General features: G+C 60.5%; 11 protein-coding genes. 3 read left to right on the top strand and 8 right to left on the bottom strand.

What is annotated here, in order from left to right; translation table 11 throughout:
- Nucleotides 1-191: 191 nt before the first annotated feature.
- Nucleotides 192-1,979, bottom strand: coding sequence for a polysaccharide biosynthesis/export family protein (locus NKH91_RS29650; RefSeq protein ID WP_352885256.1), 1,788 nt, complete (start codon nucleotides 1,977-1,979; stop codon nucleotides 192-194).
- Nucleotides 1,980-3,445: 1,466 nt separating this feature from the next.
- Between NKH91_RS29650 and NKH91_RS29640 the strand changes: the two genes are divergently transcribed.
- Nucleotides 3,446-4,279, top strand: a complete 834-nt coding sequence (locus tag NKH91_RS29640) for a LuxR C-terminal-related transcriptional regulator (protein ID WP_352885258.1) — start codon at nucleotides 3,446-3,448, stop codon at nucleotides 4,277-4,279.
- A 969-nt stretch (nucleotides 4,280-5,248) separates the two neighbouring features.
- Nucleotides 5,249-5,545: a hypothetical protein gene (locus NKH91_RS29630; protein ID WP_352549117.1), complete on the top strand. Its 297-nt coding sequence runs from the start codon at nucleotides 5,249-5,251 to the stop codon at nucleotides 5,543-5,545.
- A 577-nt stretch (nucleotides 5,546-6,122) separates the two neighbouring features.
- Here NKH91_RS29630 and NKH91_RS29625 read toward each other — a convergent pair.
- The 7 genes from NKH91_RS29625 to NKH91_RS29595 all read right to left on the bottom strand — a co-directional run bounded on the left by NKH91_RS29625 (nucleotide 6,123) and on the right by NKH91_RS29595 (nucleotide 12,400).
- A complete protein-coding gene (locus NKH91_RS29625) occupies nucleotides 6,123-6,890 on the bottom strand; it encodes a LuxR C-terminal-related transcriptional regulator (RefSeq protein WP_352592144.1) in 768 nt (255 codons plus the stop codon).
- A 927-nt stretch (nucleotides 6,891-7,817) separates the two neighbouring features.
- Nucleotides 7,818-8,522 (bottom strand): Crp/Fnr family transcriptional regulator, encoded by a 705-nt coding sequence (locus tag NKH91_RS29620; protein WP_352496223.1) that lies wholly within the window; start codon nucleotides 8,520-8,522, stop codon nucleotides 7,818-7,820.
- Nucleotides 8,523-9,110: 588 nt separating this feature from the next.
- Complete coding sequence (locus NKH91_RS29615) at nucleotides 9,111-9,785, bottom strand: protein-L-isoaspartate(D-aspartate) O-methyltransferase (protein WP_352885261.1); 675 nt, start codon at nucleotides 9,783-9,785, stop codon at nucleotides 9,111-9,113.
- A gap of 192 nt (nucleotides 9,786-9,977) precedes the next feature.
- Nucleotides 9,978-11,150: a site-specific integrase gene (locus tag NKH91_RS29610; RefSeq protein ID WP_352813500.1), complete on the bottom strand. Its 1,173-nt coding sequence runs from the start codon at nucleotides 11,148-11,150 to the stop codon at nucleotides 9,978-9,980.
- Nucleotides 11,140-11,556, bottom strand: a complete 417-nt coding sequence (locus NKH91_RS29605) for a type II toxin-antitoxin system VapC family toxin (protein WP_352791596.1) — start codon at nucleotides 11,554-11,556, stop codon at nucleotides 11,140-11,142. The genes NKH91_RS29610 and NKH91_RS29605 overlap by 11 nt, the downstream gene beginning before the upstream one ends.
- Nucleotides 11,556-11,798, bottom strand: a complete 243-nt coding sequence (locus NKH91_RS29600) for a type II toxin-antitoxin system Phd/YefM family antitoxin (RefSeq protein WP_352852019.1) — start codon at nucleotides 11,796-11,798, stop codon at nucleotides 11,556-11,558. The genes NKH91_RS29605 and NKH91_RS29600 overlap by 1 nt, the downstream gene beginning before the upstream one ends.
- A gap of 359 nt (nucleotides 11,799-12,157) precedes the next feature.
- Nucleotides 12,158-12,400 (bottom strand): DUF982 domain-containing protein, encoded by a 243-nt coding sequence (locus NKH91_RS29595; protein ID WP_352885264.1) that lies wholly within the window; start codon nucleotides 12,398-12,400, stop codon nucleotides 12,158-12,160.
- A 157-nt stretch (nucleotides 12,401-12,557) separates the two neighbouring features.
- Between NKH91_RS29595 and ligD the strand changes: the two genes are divergently transcribed.
- Nucleotides 12,558-14,336 (top strand): DNA ligase D, encoded by a 1,779-nt coding sequence (gene ligD, locus NKH91_RS29590; RefSeq protein WP_352885265.1) that lies wholly within the window; start codon nucleotides 12,558-12,560, stop codon nucleotides 14,334-14,336.
- Nucleotides 14,337-14,678 lie beyond the last annotated feature (342 nt).

Here is a 14,678-nt window from a genome sequence, read left to right as displayed (position 1 = left end):
TCCCGTTGGATGTCATCTCACTGCACCTTGCCAATGATCCGAACTCCTGAGCGGAGGCGGACATGCTCGTTCCTGAAGCGTTCAAGCTGTCGGCGAGTGGTCGTTTCGCGCTTCCCACTTCGTCCCGACGAGTTCATCCATGGAGACCGGCCATGCAGACCAATCCTCTTGCCGGGCATCAAACCGATCCTCTACTCCCTCACCACGCGGGAAAGCTCGACATCGTTGCGGTTGGACGCGGCCGGCAAGCTCTCGCTGGTCGGCGACGAGGTCGGGACGGGCGAACCGGCCGGCTCTCTTGGCTCGTTTTCGCCCACGATGATGTTGACGAGGTCGCCTGGCTGCAACAGGGTCATCCCGACAGAGTCAATGCTGACCGGCCCGGCTGCCGATTGCCGCACGATTTGATACGTTGCGCTGTTCGCGTCCTTAGCAAACTGGACGCGGGTCACCGGCAACGTGTACAGGACGCCTTCGCTGGCGTTCAACTCGCGCATATTGGCCGCGATCTGGCTCTCGATGGTCTCGATCTCGACCTCCAGATCGTTCCTGAGGTCGGCCCGGGTCCGCAAGACCTCAGACTCCAGCGAAGCGAGGCGCTGCTTGGCGCTCGCGTATTGGTTGAGGGCGTCCTGCCGACGCTGTTCCGCGTCGGACAACTCACTCTGGATCTGATCCATCACCGTCATGCTGAGAACTTTGCGGTCCACGAGCGTGCGCATGCTGTTGACGCGCTCCTGGCGCAGCTTGACGAGTTTGTCGAGCGACTCCATGCGCCCATAAGCGACAACATCCTGCCTGGCCGCCTCCAGCGCACGCAGGTTCGCGCGCTCGCGATCCCTGTGGGCCGTGGCGACGGCCTTGCGCCGGTCGCTCTGCTCGTTGACCAGGTTAGCCGCTTCGGTCGCGCCGGCCAGTTCAAGCAACTGGCGCGGGATAGTGGGTGCTGTACCGTCGCGCTCGGCCTTCAGCACTGCCGCGCGCGCGAGCAATTTCAACAAGGCATCGATCGCCCCGCTCCGCTTCTGGGTCTCACGCACGGCTTCGATCTTCTGCCACGGCTCGCTCTCGGCCCGGTCGAGTCCGCCGGCCAGCGCGATCGCGTGCAGGATCGTCATGCCGGGCGCGTACTTGAACGAGCCTGGATTCTTGACCGGCCCCAGCACGTAAATGGGCGGGCGCTCCAGCGGCAGGATGTTGACCAGCCCCTTGCGGCCCAGTAGTTGATCGAAGGTTTCCACCAGGTCGGCCTGTACCTGTTGTGTTGACCGGTTGGCGACCGGAATGGAGCCAAGCAAGGGCAGGGAAATCGTGCCGTCCTCTTGGACAATATATTCGCCGCTCAGTTCCGGACGCTGCAGGATGCCGTGCAAGGCCGAGGACGCGCCCCCCCACTTGTCTTCCTCGACGTCGACGCGCTCGTAGAATGCGACCTTGAGGCGGTCGCCGACGCCGAACAGGGCTCCGGTTGGTATGCCTGGCGCCGTGCAGAGGGTTTTGGGGCGCTCGGCACTGGTGGGGACGGCAGGGACGACGGTCCGCTCGACCAACGCCGCGGCCGATGCATCCGGTCCCGTGCTGAGGATTTTGGGGGGCTCGGCACTAGTGGGGACCGCAGGGACGGCGCTCCGTTCGACGAACGTCGCGGCCGACGCATCCGGTCCCGACACGATCGCACGGGAGGATTCGGGCATGGCTTGAACCGGTTGTTCTTGCCAGCTATCGATAGCAGCAGACACCTTCTGCACCACGGCTCCGGAGACATCCTGGACCCCCTGCACCACGGTTCCGGAGACATCCTCGACCTTCTGCACCACGGTTCCAGAGACATCCTCGACCTTCTGCACCACGGTTCCGGAGACAGCCTCGACCTTCTGCGCCACGGCTGCGGAGACAGCCTCGACCTTCTGCGCCACGGCTGCGGAGGCAGCCTCGACCTTCTGCACCATGGCTGCGGAGGCATCTTCGACCTTCTCCATTACGGCTCCGGAGGTATCCTCGACCTTCCGTCTCACGGTTCCGGAGGCAGCCTCGACCTTCTGCGCCACGGCTCCGGAGGCAGCCTCGATGGGCCGCCAGTTTCTGACCGCTCCCGCTCCCAGGACGGCGACCCCGGAGACCCCCAAGACAAGCAGGACGGTCTTCATTCCCCTGCGGCGGGCCGCCTGTGACGAGGGAGTGACGGGCTCGGAATTGTATTTTGCATCCATGGCCATGGCGCGTGGCTTTCACTTTCAGTGGTGGCCAGCCCGTCCCGAACTGGCGGGCATCGGTCGACGAGGAAGGCTCTGTCTTATCGTGACCCTTCACCGCCAGCGGCACAACTATCCCTTTGTAGGCACTCCTTCCGGATAAACACCCCCTCCGGCGAACTCGTCCAATGAGCAGATTGCTGCGCTGAAGGAGAACCTCTTTGAAGGCAAACGGGACCAAGGCGATCGAACGCAACGAGAGCCGGAAATAGTAGTCCGACGCAGCGTCTCGGACCGCCTTCAGCCCCAACATGCAGTCGCAGAATGGCTGGGCCGTCTCCAACTTCGTCATCTAGGCCCTGGAGAACGAGCCGATCACGATCTCCGGCTCCAAGTCGCAAAGCCGATCATTCTGCTACGTCGATGACCTGATCGACGGCTTGACTCGCCTGATGAATGAAGAGGCGGCCCCGACGAAGCCGTCAATCTCGGCACCTATCGAGCTAGCAATAGCAGAACTGGCCCGCCCCATCATTTGTCTCGCCGGATCTCACCAGGCTCGAATTCCGGCCCCTGCCATAGGACTTCCCCCGGCAGCGCTGCCCCCGATATGGGCCGCCCCAGGGGCCGCGCCAGGCAACTCCTCTATTGCTCACCGCAGGTGCAACGCAAGGAGCGGCTCGGCAGACCATCGCCTATTTTCGATGCCCGGAAGGTATCCGTGCTGTTGTGCGCGCTGCGCCGCATCGCCCTGGCCCACACCCAGTCGCCATGCCAGCTGTGGCACGTTGCTCCTCAAGCTGGTGAAGCTCGGGCGCTGGTCAGGATCAGCGCGCGCCGCGTCAAGATCACCTTCTCCTCGGCCTGCGCCCTCATCCCAAAATGGCGGCTGGTCGCGGCGCGGCCCCCTGGGCCCGCGGTTCTCCCGCCTGACACGCCGCGCCGCCCCGCGCCAGACCGGCGGCACCACCCACGCCCCACGGGAGACCAAGTCCGGCAACTCTCGCGGCCCGCGCATCCGGCGCCACGATGGTGCCGGCTGCCGCCCGGAGCGGCTGAAAGCCAGGGCTCGCACCCCTCACCAAGGCCTCAGGCTTGAGAATCCGGGGTAGCCCTCGACGAAGCTACCCTACGCCTAAAGAGGGTGTTCTTGTCTAGGGTTTTCCTAGCGTAAGGTAACATGGTCAAAAAGAAACTATGCGAGGAGCGCTTTGCGAGACGCGCGTACCTCAATCGCGTCAGGGGAGGCTACGATGACAGCGAAATCCTTGATGACCACAAAGTCTTTTATAACAGTGCTTGTCAGCCCAAGCGAGTTACTCCGAGAGGGCCTCGTTCTAATTTTGGATGCAGCAAAGTTTCGCATTCTTTTCTCTGCGGCTTGTGTTCACGACCTTCTGCAGAAGCCGATACCCCAGCACCGGTCCATCTTGCTCATCATGGATGTCGACGGTACTGATGCGGATGCTGGATTCGCACAAATTGCAGATTTTAAAGGGATCTATCCGACCAGCCATGTCGTTGCGCTAGCCGATCACTGTCGACCGAACGATATAGTTTCAGCCCTTCGTGCGGGGGCTGACGCGTATTTGACAAAAGTAGCCGCTCACGACACCTTCATCAAAGCTCTCGAATTGGTTATGCTAGGTCAGACGGTTCTACCTGCAGAAACTTCGACGTTTATTCAGGACATAAGACATGGTCTGAAATATGATGCGGTACATGAGTTTACAAATGTGGATGTTACAATGGAGAACGCTGATCGAGAACCATCAATGTTGTCAACTCGAGAAGAGTGTATTATACGTTGCTTGATCGGAGGGGAGTCTAACAAAACAATCGCGCGCAAGATTAACATCGCCGAAGCGACGGTGAAGGTGCACGTGAAGGCTATCCTTCGAAAGATTCGGGTCGGCAACCGTACCCAGGCTGCAGTTTGGGCGATGAACCATGGTATGCTCACTTCCGCTCCTGGCAATCGCCCGTCAGGGACCGAAAAGACGGCAACTCAGCCTTCTCCCCATCCGCAAGAGCTACTTGAAGCACAAAAGGAGTACCACCTTCTCAAGAACACTCATCCGATGTGACCGCCTCCGCGTCTTGACATATCGTCCTTCGGGCTGGTGACCTGTACGCTGCATTATGCTGCCGCACGAAGAAGACCCCGGTCGAACGATGCGACCAGCTACCCAGTACATTAGATCCCGATGCTGAAAACCGCAATTTGGAGATGGTCTCAGGTCCCCGCAACCACACCTTTCTACGACGCACTTTCCAAAGCTACGCCCTGATACGAGGTTCCGCGATCAAGAACGCGTAGGTTCAAATCACCCCCGGCGATGGTAGCGTAAGGAGGGTGCAGTAGAGACTGATCGCAATGGGGCGCTCAGGTGGACCCCGCCAACGGGACCACCACCCGGCCTTTTATGATTGCCGTCGCGGATTTCGAAGACAGCTACTTCCCCGCCCACAGCCGATCGATAAAGCAGTGGCTGACGCATGTAAGATCACGGGTTCATCGCGACGTGGTGTTAACCCAGGCCAGGTTCGACGCCCATCAGGACCAGCGGGAGGTCAACCAACTGACCTGGAACGTCTTCCGCGATCATCTGGTGCTCGAATGCCGCCCCGAAATGGGACGGCGACCTTTGCCAGCCCTATGCCTACGTGCCGCTCACGGCCGACGTGCTGGAACGCAAGATCGAGCGCCTCGACAAGCACTTCGGAACGCAGCGCTCCAAGGACTGGTTCGATCGCCAGACACTCGCTGGGCTTGCGAGGTTGCGCTGGATGGAATGCCGGGCACCCCAGCATTTCGCCGAGGCTTCACGCTCCGAAAGGCCAAAATTCTTTAGCAGTTTGCACACATTCTCTCGCAAAAAACGTGCGGGGCGACCATCGAAAAATGGAGTGGGCCTTGAACTCATCGGGCGATCTGCTAACTATTCGTCTACAGCGGTCCGGCCAAAAGACATCTACAAGGAAAGACAGTACAGAACTGGCCATTCGGGCCGACCGTTCTTACTATCCATTTTGAAGTTGAGGGATTCATCAAAGTGGGCGAAGCAAAAATTGCTCATGGATTTTCGTTCAAGAAAGCCCGGATCGGAACGGTCGAGGGCGGAGAATCCGGGGTTCTGGTGTGGAAATGGGACCAACTGGTCGCGGTCCTTACTCAGATCGACGAGGAAGCCTACTCCACGAAGGGCAAATGGTTCCTTGAGACAGGCTTCGGGCTGCTGAGCGGGCAGCACAAGAATTTCGATACGATCGAAGAAGCCATAAGATGGGTGGCCAGACACACTTTCCCTGACACTGCAGATGGATCGGCGGATTCAGCGGCAGGAAGTTAACCCGAATCCCGGTCAGCTTCCGAGCTGGCGGAAGTCGCGCATTTCCCTTTTCAAGCGGTCGTCCTCCAGGCCAGTTTCCTGTTGGCTGGAATCTTCTTGGCTTTGCGTGCCGCCCTGTGCGGGTCCCAGCGAAGCCCTTCGGCGGCACCTAGACCCGTTTGTCAGACGGCCGTCACCTTATTGGTCCGCAACCGAAGTGAGGTCGTGCTCATCACCGCCAGTCACCGTCGGCGGCCGCTATCATGCAGGAACACGGGACGGTATGTCTACGCCGGCTTGCCGTCGGGTCGAGCGCCGAGAGCTTCTGCGGCCGCATGCGGACCACTGCCTCTGACACCGCCCCCTTGGAACAGCTTTCCAGAGGACTGCAGAACAAGATCATCGCGACGAAGCCGGGCGCTTCGGAGCACCCCGCCAAAATCCCCTACAGCATATTATCAGAAAGCTCGGGGCAACGAACCGACCGGGGCGGGGGGCCGCTGTATCTCGGGCCGCTCCCGGATGCCATTCACTGCAACGGAGATCCCCCGACTTTCACTAAGACGGCCCGCCGGGATTCACCCGAGGGCTGGCCGTCTTATTGCTTGGGATACGCTTCAGCAGGAGTTCCTTTCGCGAAGAGATCGTTGACTTTGTAGGCGACTTCCGTGCGGTTGGTCGCCTTCAGCTTCTTCATGATATTTCGGATGTGGACCTTCACGGTGCTTTCGCGCAAGTTCAGTTCGTAGGCGATGATCTTGTTCGCCTTTCCGCGCCGGAGCGCTTGGGCGACCTCGGCCTGCCTGAGCGTGAACATGCCTGTCAAAGGCTGCGTGTCGCGGCTGCCCGAACCTATCAGGTGGCGCATGCAAAGGACACTGCTCGCCGGGACGAAGATGCCTCCCGCTGCCGCAAGGTTGATAGCCTCGACACAGACATCGATTTCGACCGAGGTCGGAATGTAGCCGCGTGCGCCGCATTCGAGAGCGGTCAGTATGTGTGCAAGGTCTTCGGTGTCGGCCAGGATAACCACAGGGACTGATTTGAATTCGGACGAAATATGCCTAATCTCGTCTGCGATGCCATGATCGGTGACCTTCCGGCCGCCAAGGTTGAAGAGTATGGCTGCAAGGGGAGGTGCCGAGCCCTTCTTCACGCGCCATTCATCGATCGAACCCATGGCGGCGATCTCCATGCCGAGTTCGTGGTCCGCGAGAGCCGATGCGAGACACTCGCGGCCTAGAGCCCTTCCGTCCAGGATGAGGAGGCATCCCCTGCCTCCTTGGCCGTGGACACTTTCCGTTCCGCTGGACAGCACTCCTGACCGATTGGCCGTGTGTTTACGCCGTCCTGCTGTGGAACCCATGTCAATCCCCAATCTTTTCGCACAAGCAGCGTTGCGGCTGCCAAAACACCCCTCATTCTTCGCAATCTGAAAGCTTGAATACGCTGCCCTGTGTTTGAATGCGCTTGTGATCGAACACCCAGCCCTTGTGAAAGCGTGAGGCTCACCCAGCAGTCTTCAGCAGTTCTTCGCCCCTAGCCGAGAACAGCTTGTGCAGCCTATCGTCTATTTATAAGCGTTCTCTAACATAAGTTAATTTTTAGAAAATTTCGCGTCGACGGTCGCCTGAGGCATGTGTTGAGACCGCGTCACCCCGCCTTGAAGCTCCCGCGAGTTCGATCGTGACGCGCGGGTCCGGTCAGGTTCAATCTCTTTGGCCATGTGCCAACCGTTGGAATGCTTCCCGACCGCTTAAGGAATGCCAAGGAGTGGGATAGCTCTGCGAGGTTGACTAACCGGGTAGGCGATGATGCCATTCTCAGGATGGGACCGCTCAGCCAAACCCCAAGCCCAGCAGCCATTCGAGGGAGGATCGGTAGTTCTTCGCGATTGTGGACGAGAAATCCTGAAGGTGGATATTGGCATGACCAGGGCGCAGTTCGTGGCATCCGTGGCCAAGCGCTTTAGGTCCAAGAACACCTGGCTGTATCTGCCGCAGTTTATGGGCAGCTTACACGCATTTCGGCAGCACGTTCTCCTCATGCGATAGGCCATGGTGCCGTCGGTCATGATAATCGGGCCTTTGCCGCTGCCCTCGTCAAGATAGATTGCGGGCCCGCCAGGTAAGCCGCGCACTAAGCATCGTCTGGAACTGCTCAAGCGACGGCGCACTGTCGTCTTCCAGCAGAAATTTTGCTGATGGCCTACGCGCTGGCGCCCAGCACCGCGCCGCAGGCGGCGACGCGAAAGTTCGCGAGACGGTTGAACCCGAGCTAGAGGGAATAACCTTTACCTGAGGTACTCGCTGTCAAATCCGGCTGTCTTGACCAGCTTCTTGCGGTTGATCACCTCTACATGGCCTGCCTTGAAAGCGACGAGATCGGCCTTGCGGAGTTCCCTCAACGTCCGATTGAGGTGAACGGTGGTCATTCCGAGGATGTCGGCCAATTCGTGCTGGGTAAGGGGACACTCATATCTTCCATGGGCCGACAGGCCAACGATCGAGAGCCTCTCCTCCAACTCGAGCAGGAAATGGGCGGTGCGGCTCATCGCGTTCCGCCGCCCGGCATTCATGAGATGTTCGGCAAGGATGGCGTTCAGGCGGGCTAGGGAGCAGGCGATGGTCTTCCCAAGGCGGCCTTCCGACAAGATGGCCTCTATCAGTTTCTTGCTGGAAATTTCATAAACAGCTAGTTCGGTTATGGACGCCAGGGACGCTAAACGGGGTCCGTCCACGGAACGGAAACCGACAATGTCCCCCCGCAGAGGAGTGTCGATGATCTGGCGTTCTCCGTCCAGTAGTCCGCGGTAAAGGAGGGCCCAACCCGATTTTACGATGAATATCCCATCGTTGTTGTCATCCTGGCGGGATATCACCGAATGGGGTTTGTAAATTCTTGCGGTAACACCGAGAAAATCGTTGTTACCCCAATCGTCCTTCGAGAATGTCCCCCCTACGGGATGCGAGTGTATGAACTGCAACAGTGTTTGCATGTTGCTTCAATTTCCGCACAACCTACGATAATTTCTCCCGCACGAGTTTGACAGAAGGACCACCCACGGTAGAGGCAGCATGGCCTACTGTCCTCGTCTGTTCGAATGAGGTAGACTGCGTTTAGATCAAGGGGTTGCAAGCATCAGGCGGTCAAGTCTTCCGGCTTCGGCGAGACGATCTACGCCCCTGCAGAAGTGTGGTGAGATCATTGCTCAGCAGCAGCTAGCCTGCACGAAGCAAGGGCGGAGCCTATCCAGACTCGCATCTTTACGAGCACTTCGGGCTCGTACGTCTGACCCGACTTGGACGTGGCGTGTCGTGGGTGAAGGTGTGAGTACTTGTCCGAGAGCCGGATGCGGGAGATCTGCAGGTCCGGTTCGATGAGCGGGGTGTGGAAACGGAGCCAAGGTTGAATCAATAAGGCAGGGCCAGACGAAGGGGCGGCAAACAGATATGTTCAACCTACCGCCATTGCGCCACACCTCGACTCTACCGTTTCTTCGCGTTCACCAAGAGCGAAGAAACGCGGAAGGCTGGCATCTGATTGACGGTCGGAAACGCGCGGTCGCGCCAGTTGTCGCACCTCATTAGACCGTTTCGAGCCGGCTGAACCGAACCGGGATGAGTTTGCGAGTCTTCAGTTGCCCTGCCGCATCCTTGTCGATGACCGTCAGCAACTGCACATCTTCAGGTCCCACAGGCAGAACCAGGCGTCCCCCCGGCTTGAGCTGCTCAAGCAAGGCCGGCGGCGCCCGCCCAGCCGCCACGGTGACCAGGATCTTGTCGTATGGGGCGTGCTCAGGCCAGCCGCGCGACCCGTCTCCGACACGAATGCCGACATTGGATAAGCCGAGGCCCTGCAGCAGAGCCTCGGCATGGCTTGCGAATTCCTCGATGATTTCGACGCTCCAAACTTGCCCGGCGAGCTCCGCGAGAATTGCGGTTTGATAGCCCAGGCCGGTGCCGATCTCGAGCACCGCCTCGTGCCGTTGCAGCGCGAGGAGATCGGTCATGAGAGCGACGATGAAAGGCTGCGAGACGGTTTTATCGAAACCGATCGGCAGCGGCATGTCCTGGTAGGCATAAGGTGCAACCGAGGCTGGCACGAAGAGATGCCGCGGCACTCGCCGCATCGCTGCCATCACCTGCTCATCGAGCGCCGCCTTGCCGAGTTCTTCGCTTGCAAGGTCGGTATGGATTGCAATCATCTCGACCATGTGCCTGCGTAGGACCGCGAGGTGCTCTTCGTTCATTGGCTTCATGACGGTGGGGCTTCCCTCAACCAGCTTGCTGCCAGAGAGCCTTATATCCTGTTCGTCACGGTAGCGCCCGCGATCATTTCCATTACGGGTGCCCAGGGCAAGCGTGGGTGACAGTCACAGTCTTGGCAGGCTATCGCCGGCGGCGACTCTTGAGATTTTGGGCGCGCCGCAAGGGTCGGATCGATCTGCGACTCAGACGATTATCCGCGCCGCCCGCCCGAGCGTGCGTTCCGCGTCATTGTAGTAGTTCGAGGCCTGCTGCACAGAGCGATGCTGCGACTGCTGCATGGCTTCGGGCAACGGAATGCCGCGGCGTGCGGTTTCGGTGAGATAGCCGGAGCGCAGGCCGTGGGCGGAGAAGGCTTGCGGATCGAACCCGGCCTCGGCGATGCGGCGCTTCAGGATCAGATTGACGGCCTGCGGCGTCAGGGCGCGCGCTTCGAGATTGCCCCAGCGGTCGATGCCGCGAAACACGGCGCCTTCAGTGACGCCGGCGCGCTCGAGCCACGCTCGCAGCACCGTCACCGGCCGGCCGACGAGCAGCACGAAAGCGTCGCCATCGGCCTGTGTCGTCTTGGTCCGGCCGAGCCGGATTTTTAGGCAGGGAATTTTTTGCCCCTCTGAATCCTTGGGATCCGCGGGCACCGGCTCTTCTTCGATGAGCTGTTCGACGCGGAGGTCAGAAACCTCGCTGCGGCGGCGACCGCCCGAGGCGAAGGCGGTGATGAGCAGCGCGCGATCGCGCATGTCGACGAGGCGGTCGCCGGCGCAGGCCTTCAGGAGGGCGGTCAAAATGTCAGCGGTCACCGCTTTCTTGCTCTTGCAGTTCCGCGGCCGGGCGCCGGCGCGCACCGCCAGTCTGATGGCGCTCTGCAGCCCCGGCGCGTTGAAGTTTCCGACAAGTCCGCGCCATCTGGTCAAGGTGGACCAGCTCGACAGGCGCCGGCGCACGGTGGACGGCGCATGCGGTCTTTTTGTCACCCGTAACAGGCCCTGGGCTACCAGCGACGCCGCTATGTCAGCCGGCATGCCATGGGTCGGATCACTCTCGCGCCGGGAAGAATCCCACAGGTGGTGGGCGACGAATTTGATCAAAAGCGTTTCCGGCGCCGGCCAGGGCAGCGGAGAACCGGTGGCGGCAAAAGACCATGCCTCGAGATAGCCAAGGTCGGAGGCCAGCGCGCGGAGAGAGTTTGCGCCGATGCCTTCTTTGGCCAGGTGGCGCAGCGTTGCGACATCGTCGTCGGTCAGGATTTCGGCCAAAAGATCGCGCCGGTCGAAGGGCAGCACCGAATCCAATGCGTCGAGCGCCTCGGCGCGTCGAACACCATTGCCAGGTGGCCGAGCGACGAGGTCAGTTGCCATTGGCGAGCGGTCCGAAAATGTGGACTCCCTTGCCGCGCGCGGCAACGGCGAGCTTGCGATCGAGGGTCGCCAGCGGCAACTCGGTTTCGATGGCCAGCGCAAGGTAGGCGGCGTCATAGGCACTGAGACCGTGCGCGGCCGCTAGCGCCAGCACCGCGCCGTCCGACCCGCCGCCGGCGTCCTCCAGCGGCAATCGGCGCAGCCGTGCCATGGCGGTGGCCGCTTCGCCTGCGGCGATGCGGCTACGCCGCTCGGCCATCAGCACGACACTGCGCGCCTCGTGCCAGAACAGCGACGGCACCGGCGATCGCCCCGTCAGGCCGGCAACCAGCGTCTCGGCGACCGCGCTGTGCTCCTCCGGCAGCAGCCAGGCCGCGGCTATGGACGCGTCCAGGACGAGACGCATCAGTAAGGGTGGCCTTCATGCTTCCAGGCCAGAATTTCCTCGGTGGTGACAGGTTTTGCGTGGGCCCGCGCGGCCCGGACCTCTTCGATCAAGGCGCCCAGATCCTGGTTTTGGGGAAGGCGGGACAGCTTGGCAATGGGATCGTTGCCGCGCGAAATGATCACCTCCTCACCGGCCTCGACCTTAGCGAGCAGTTCCGAAAGGTGGGTTTTGGCCTCGCCAATTTTCACCGTGATGGTCATTGTTTTGTCCTCGTAGGAGCTTGCTGTGCTGTAGCGCGCTATGCGACTCGCGTCGCGCTGAGCCCAGCCATGCACGACAAACACGGTTCTGCACCACGATAGCGCCGATTCCGCAGATTGGTCAAGCCTTGGTCTGATCGCTATCGATAAGAGGTAATTATCGATAGTGAGAAGGCCAGAGAAAATCCCCTGCAAGTCAGCTTAAATGCCGGATAGCTTGACTATCGCTGAAGGCGCAGCGGTAGTCGGCAAGTCAATGGTCCTCGCTTGCCAGTTCTACGACCCGCCTCGCTGCAGAGCCGACGATGCTCTTTGTTAGGTTCGTGCCCAACCAAGAGTAGGGCTTTCGGTCGCAGATGCTAAGGAGGCACTAGGTTTCCCTCTTCCTTGGCCGCTTCGAGAAACGCCCTGCGGACCACTTCGGGTTTCACCTGATCGATCATGGCATCCATGCAGAGCTGCACTGCGCTGTGCCACTTGGGGCCACGCTTGGTCCACTGCAACAGTTGCTCGGCGGCTCCCTCGACGCTGTTGCACTGATAAGCAATGCCAGGGCGGGTGGTCCTTACGGAGACCGGCGGAGAGAACCAATGGAGCGACATTCGTACATAAGCGACGGCTTAACTAAGAGTTCCCTCAACCACGCCCGGTTCGAGCAAGGATCGGGTAAACCGGCTCGGGGCCTTACTCCTCCGGCCAGCCCTGTTGCGGAACCTATTCACTGGCCGCAAGGTTTGGGTGGAAGGTCAGGAGTATGCCATGAGTTCCAAAGCTGGGGATGGCCAGCTCGCTTTCATTGAGTTCCAGTCGCCCACGCTGGTCGAGAATGCGCCCGAGGGCGGCGAATGGCTTCACGAGATCAAATACGACGGCTACCGCACCGAGCTGATCATTAAGGGCGGTAAAGCGCGGGCCTTCACGCGTCGTGGCTACGACTGGTCGCATCGATACCGACGAATTGTTCAAACAGCGGCGGGCTTGCCGGTGAAGGCGGCGATCATCGACGGGGAGGCTGTCGTTCTCGGCGACAGCGGCCTGCCGGATTACCAAGCCTTGGAACGGGAGTTGGGCAATCCAGACTCGGCGAGGCTCATCTTTTACGCGTTCGACCTGCTGCACCTCAACGGGCGCGATCTACGACAGCAGCCGCTGGTGAGGCGCAAGGCAGCCCTAGAGAAGCTGCTTAAGAACTCAGCGCCGACACTGACCTATGCCGAGCATCTGGAGGTGAGCGGCACGGACGTGTTTGAACATGCCTGCCGAATGGGCTTGGAGGGGATTGTCTCCAAGCGCACCGATGCCACGTACCGCTCGGGTATCCAGACGAGTTGGCTCAAAGTGAAGTGCATCAAGAGCGACACCTTCCCCATTGTCGCTTTCGTGGAAAAGCTCGGCGCTCACCCGCGCCGGATCGCATCGCTCTACATAGGCCGTCGCGAGGGCGACCGACTGCTCTATGCCGGGAAGGCTCGCAGCGGCTACACCTTGAGCGCTGCGCGACTGGTTCGAGAGCGGCTTGACCCGCTGATCATCAGCAAGTCGCCTCTGTCAGAGCCCATTTTGAAACCGAAGGCGACATGGGTCAGACCAGACGTGCTGGCCGAGGTGCAATTCAGTGGCGTAACAGATCGCGGCGTGCTGCGTGAAGCCGTGTTCAAGGGTCTGCGAGAAGACCTCGTGGCGATCCCGGCCAAGCCTCCTGCGCCATCAAAGCGACGTGGGCCAGCCCGGGAATATGGCGTTCCCAGCGAGAACATCCTGCAACTGCTGCCCGAGGCGGTCTCGCCGTCCAAAGAAGAGCTTGCGCGCTATTGGCAGAGGGTTGCCGATCACGCACTCGTCCATCTCGGCCACCGACCGCTGAAGCTGGTCCGCCATGCTCTCGGCGCAACCTTTTACCACAAGGGCGCGCTGCCGAAGATCCCGCCAGCAGTGCATCAGTTGCGCGTTCAGAAGCGCGAGGGTGGCGAAGGTGTGCGCGTGTGGGTGGACGACCTTGCCGGCCTGCTAGGGCTGGTCGAGATGGATGCTGTAGAGCTGCATCCTTGGAATGCCACCGTTGATGACATCGAGCATGCCGACCGCATCGTTCTGGACCTCGACCCGGGTGAGGGGGTCGAGTGGGATGAGGTCATCCGGACCGCGCTAGCGCTCCGCGACATCATGGGAGCAGAAGGCCTAGAGAGCTGGCCGAAGGTGACGGGCGGCAAGGGAATTCACCTGATGGCCCCACTTGCGACGAAGATCCCGCACGACAATGCCCGGCCCCTTGCCCGGTCGTTCGCCAAGCGCCTCGCTGAAGCTCATCCTGATCGCTATCTGCTCTCCGCCGCACCGGCAGCCCGAAAGGGCCGCATCTTCATTGATTACCTCCGCAATGGGCGCGGCAACACGGCGGTCGGCGCCTTCTCCCCACGAGCGCGACCTGGCTTCCCAATCGCTCATCCCGTGACCTGGAGCCAGGTTGAGGCAGCCATCCGTCCAGATGCCTTCACCATTGACCGTCCGTTCAGGGCGGCCGTCAGAAAGGCAGCGTGAGGATCAAGGGCAGGAAACGAAATTCCCGGCAGGGATTTTTGTCAGCAGTCGGCGAAGACGCCTAGCCGAACAATGGATCACTCAACTATTTGCCTATTTGCCGCAGAGGTCGAGCTCTATCCAGGCGAGCGCATGATCACTCGGCTTTTGCCAACCTCGCAAATCAGCGTCCACGCCGGCATCACGTAACCTGTTCGAAAGTGATGGGCTCACGAGGAGATGATCCATCCGGAGGCCGGAACTCCGATCATAACCGCCCCGGTAGGAGAAGTTCCAATACGTGTAGATGCCTTTCTGTGGAGGGATGCGGCGGACAGCATCAATCCAGCCGTTACCCAGCAT

The organism is Mesorhizobium sp. M0894 (assembly GCF_040319725.1).
Classification (GTDB): domain Bacteria; phylum Pseudomonadota; class Alphaproteobacteria; order Rhizobiales; family Rhizobiaceae; genus Mesorhizobium.
The sequence above is the reverse complement of the archived record's forward strand: the minus strand, read 5'-3'. Positions and strand labels throughout refer to the sequence as shown.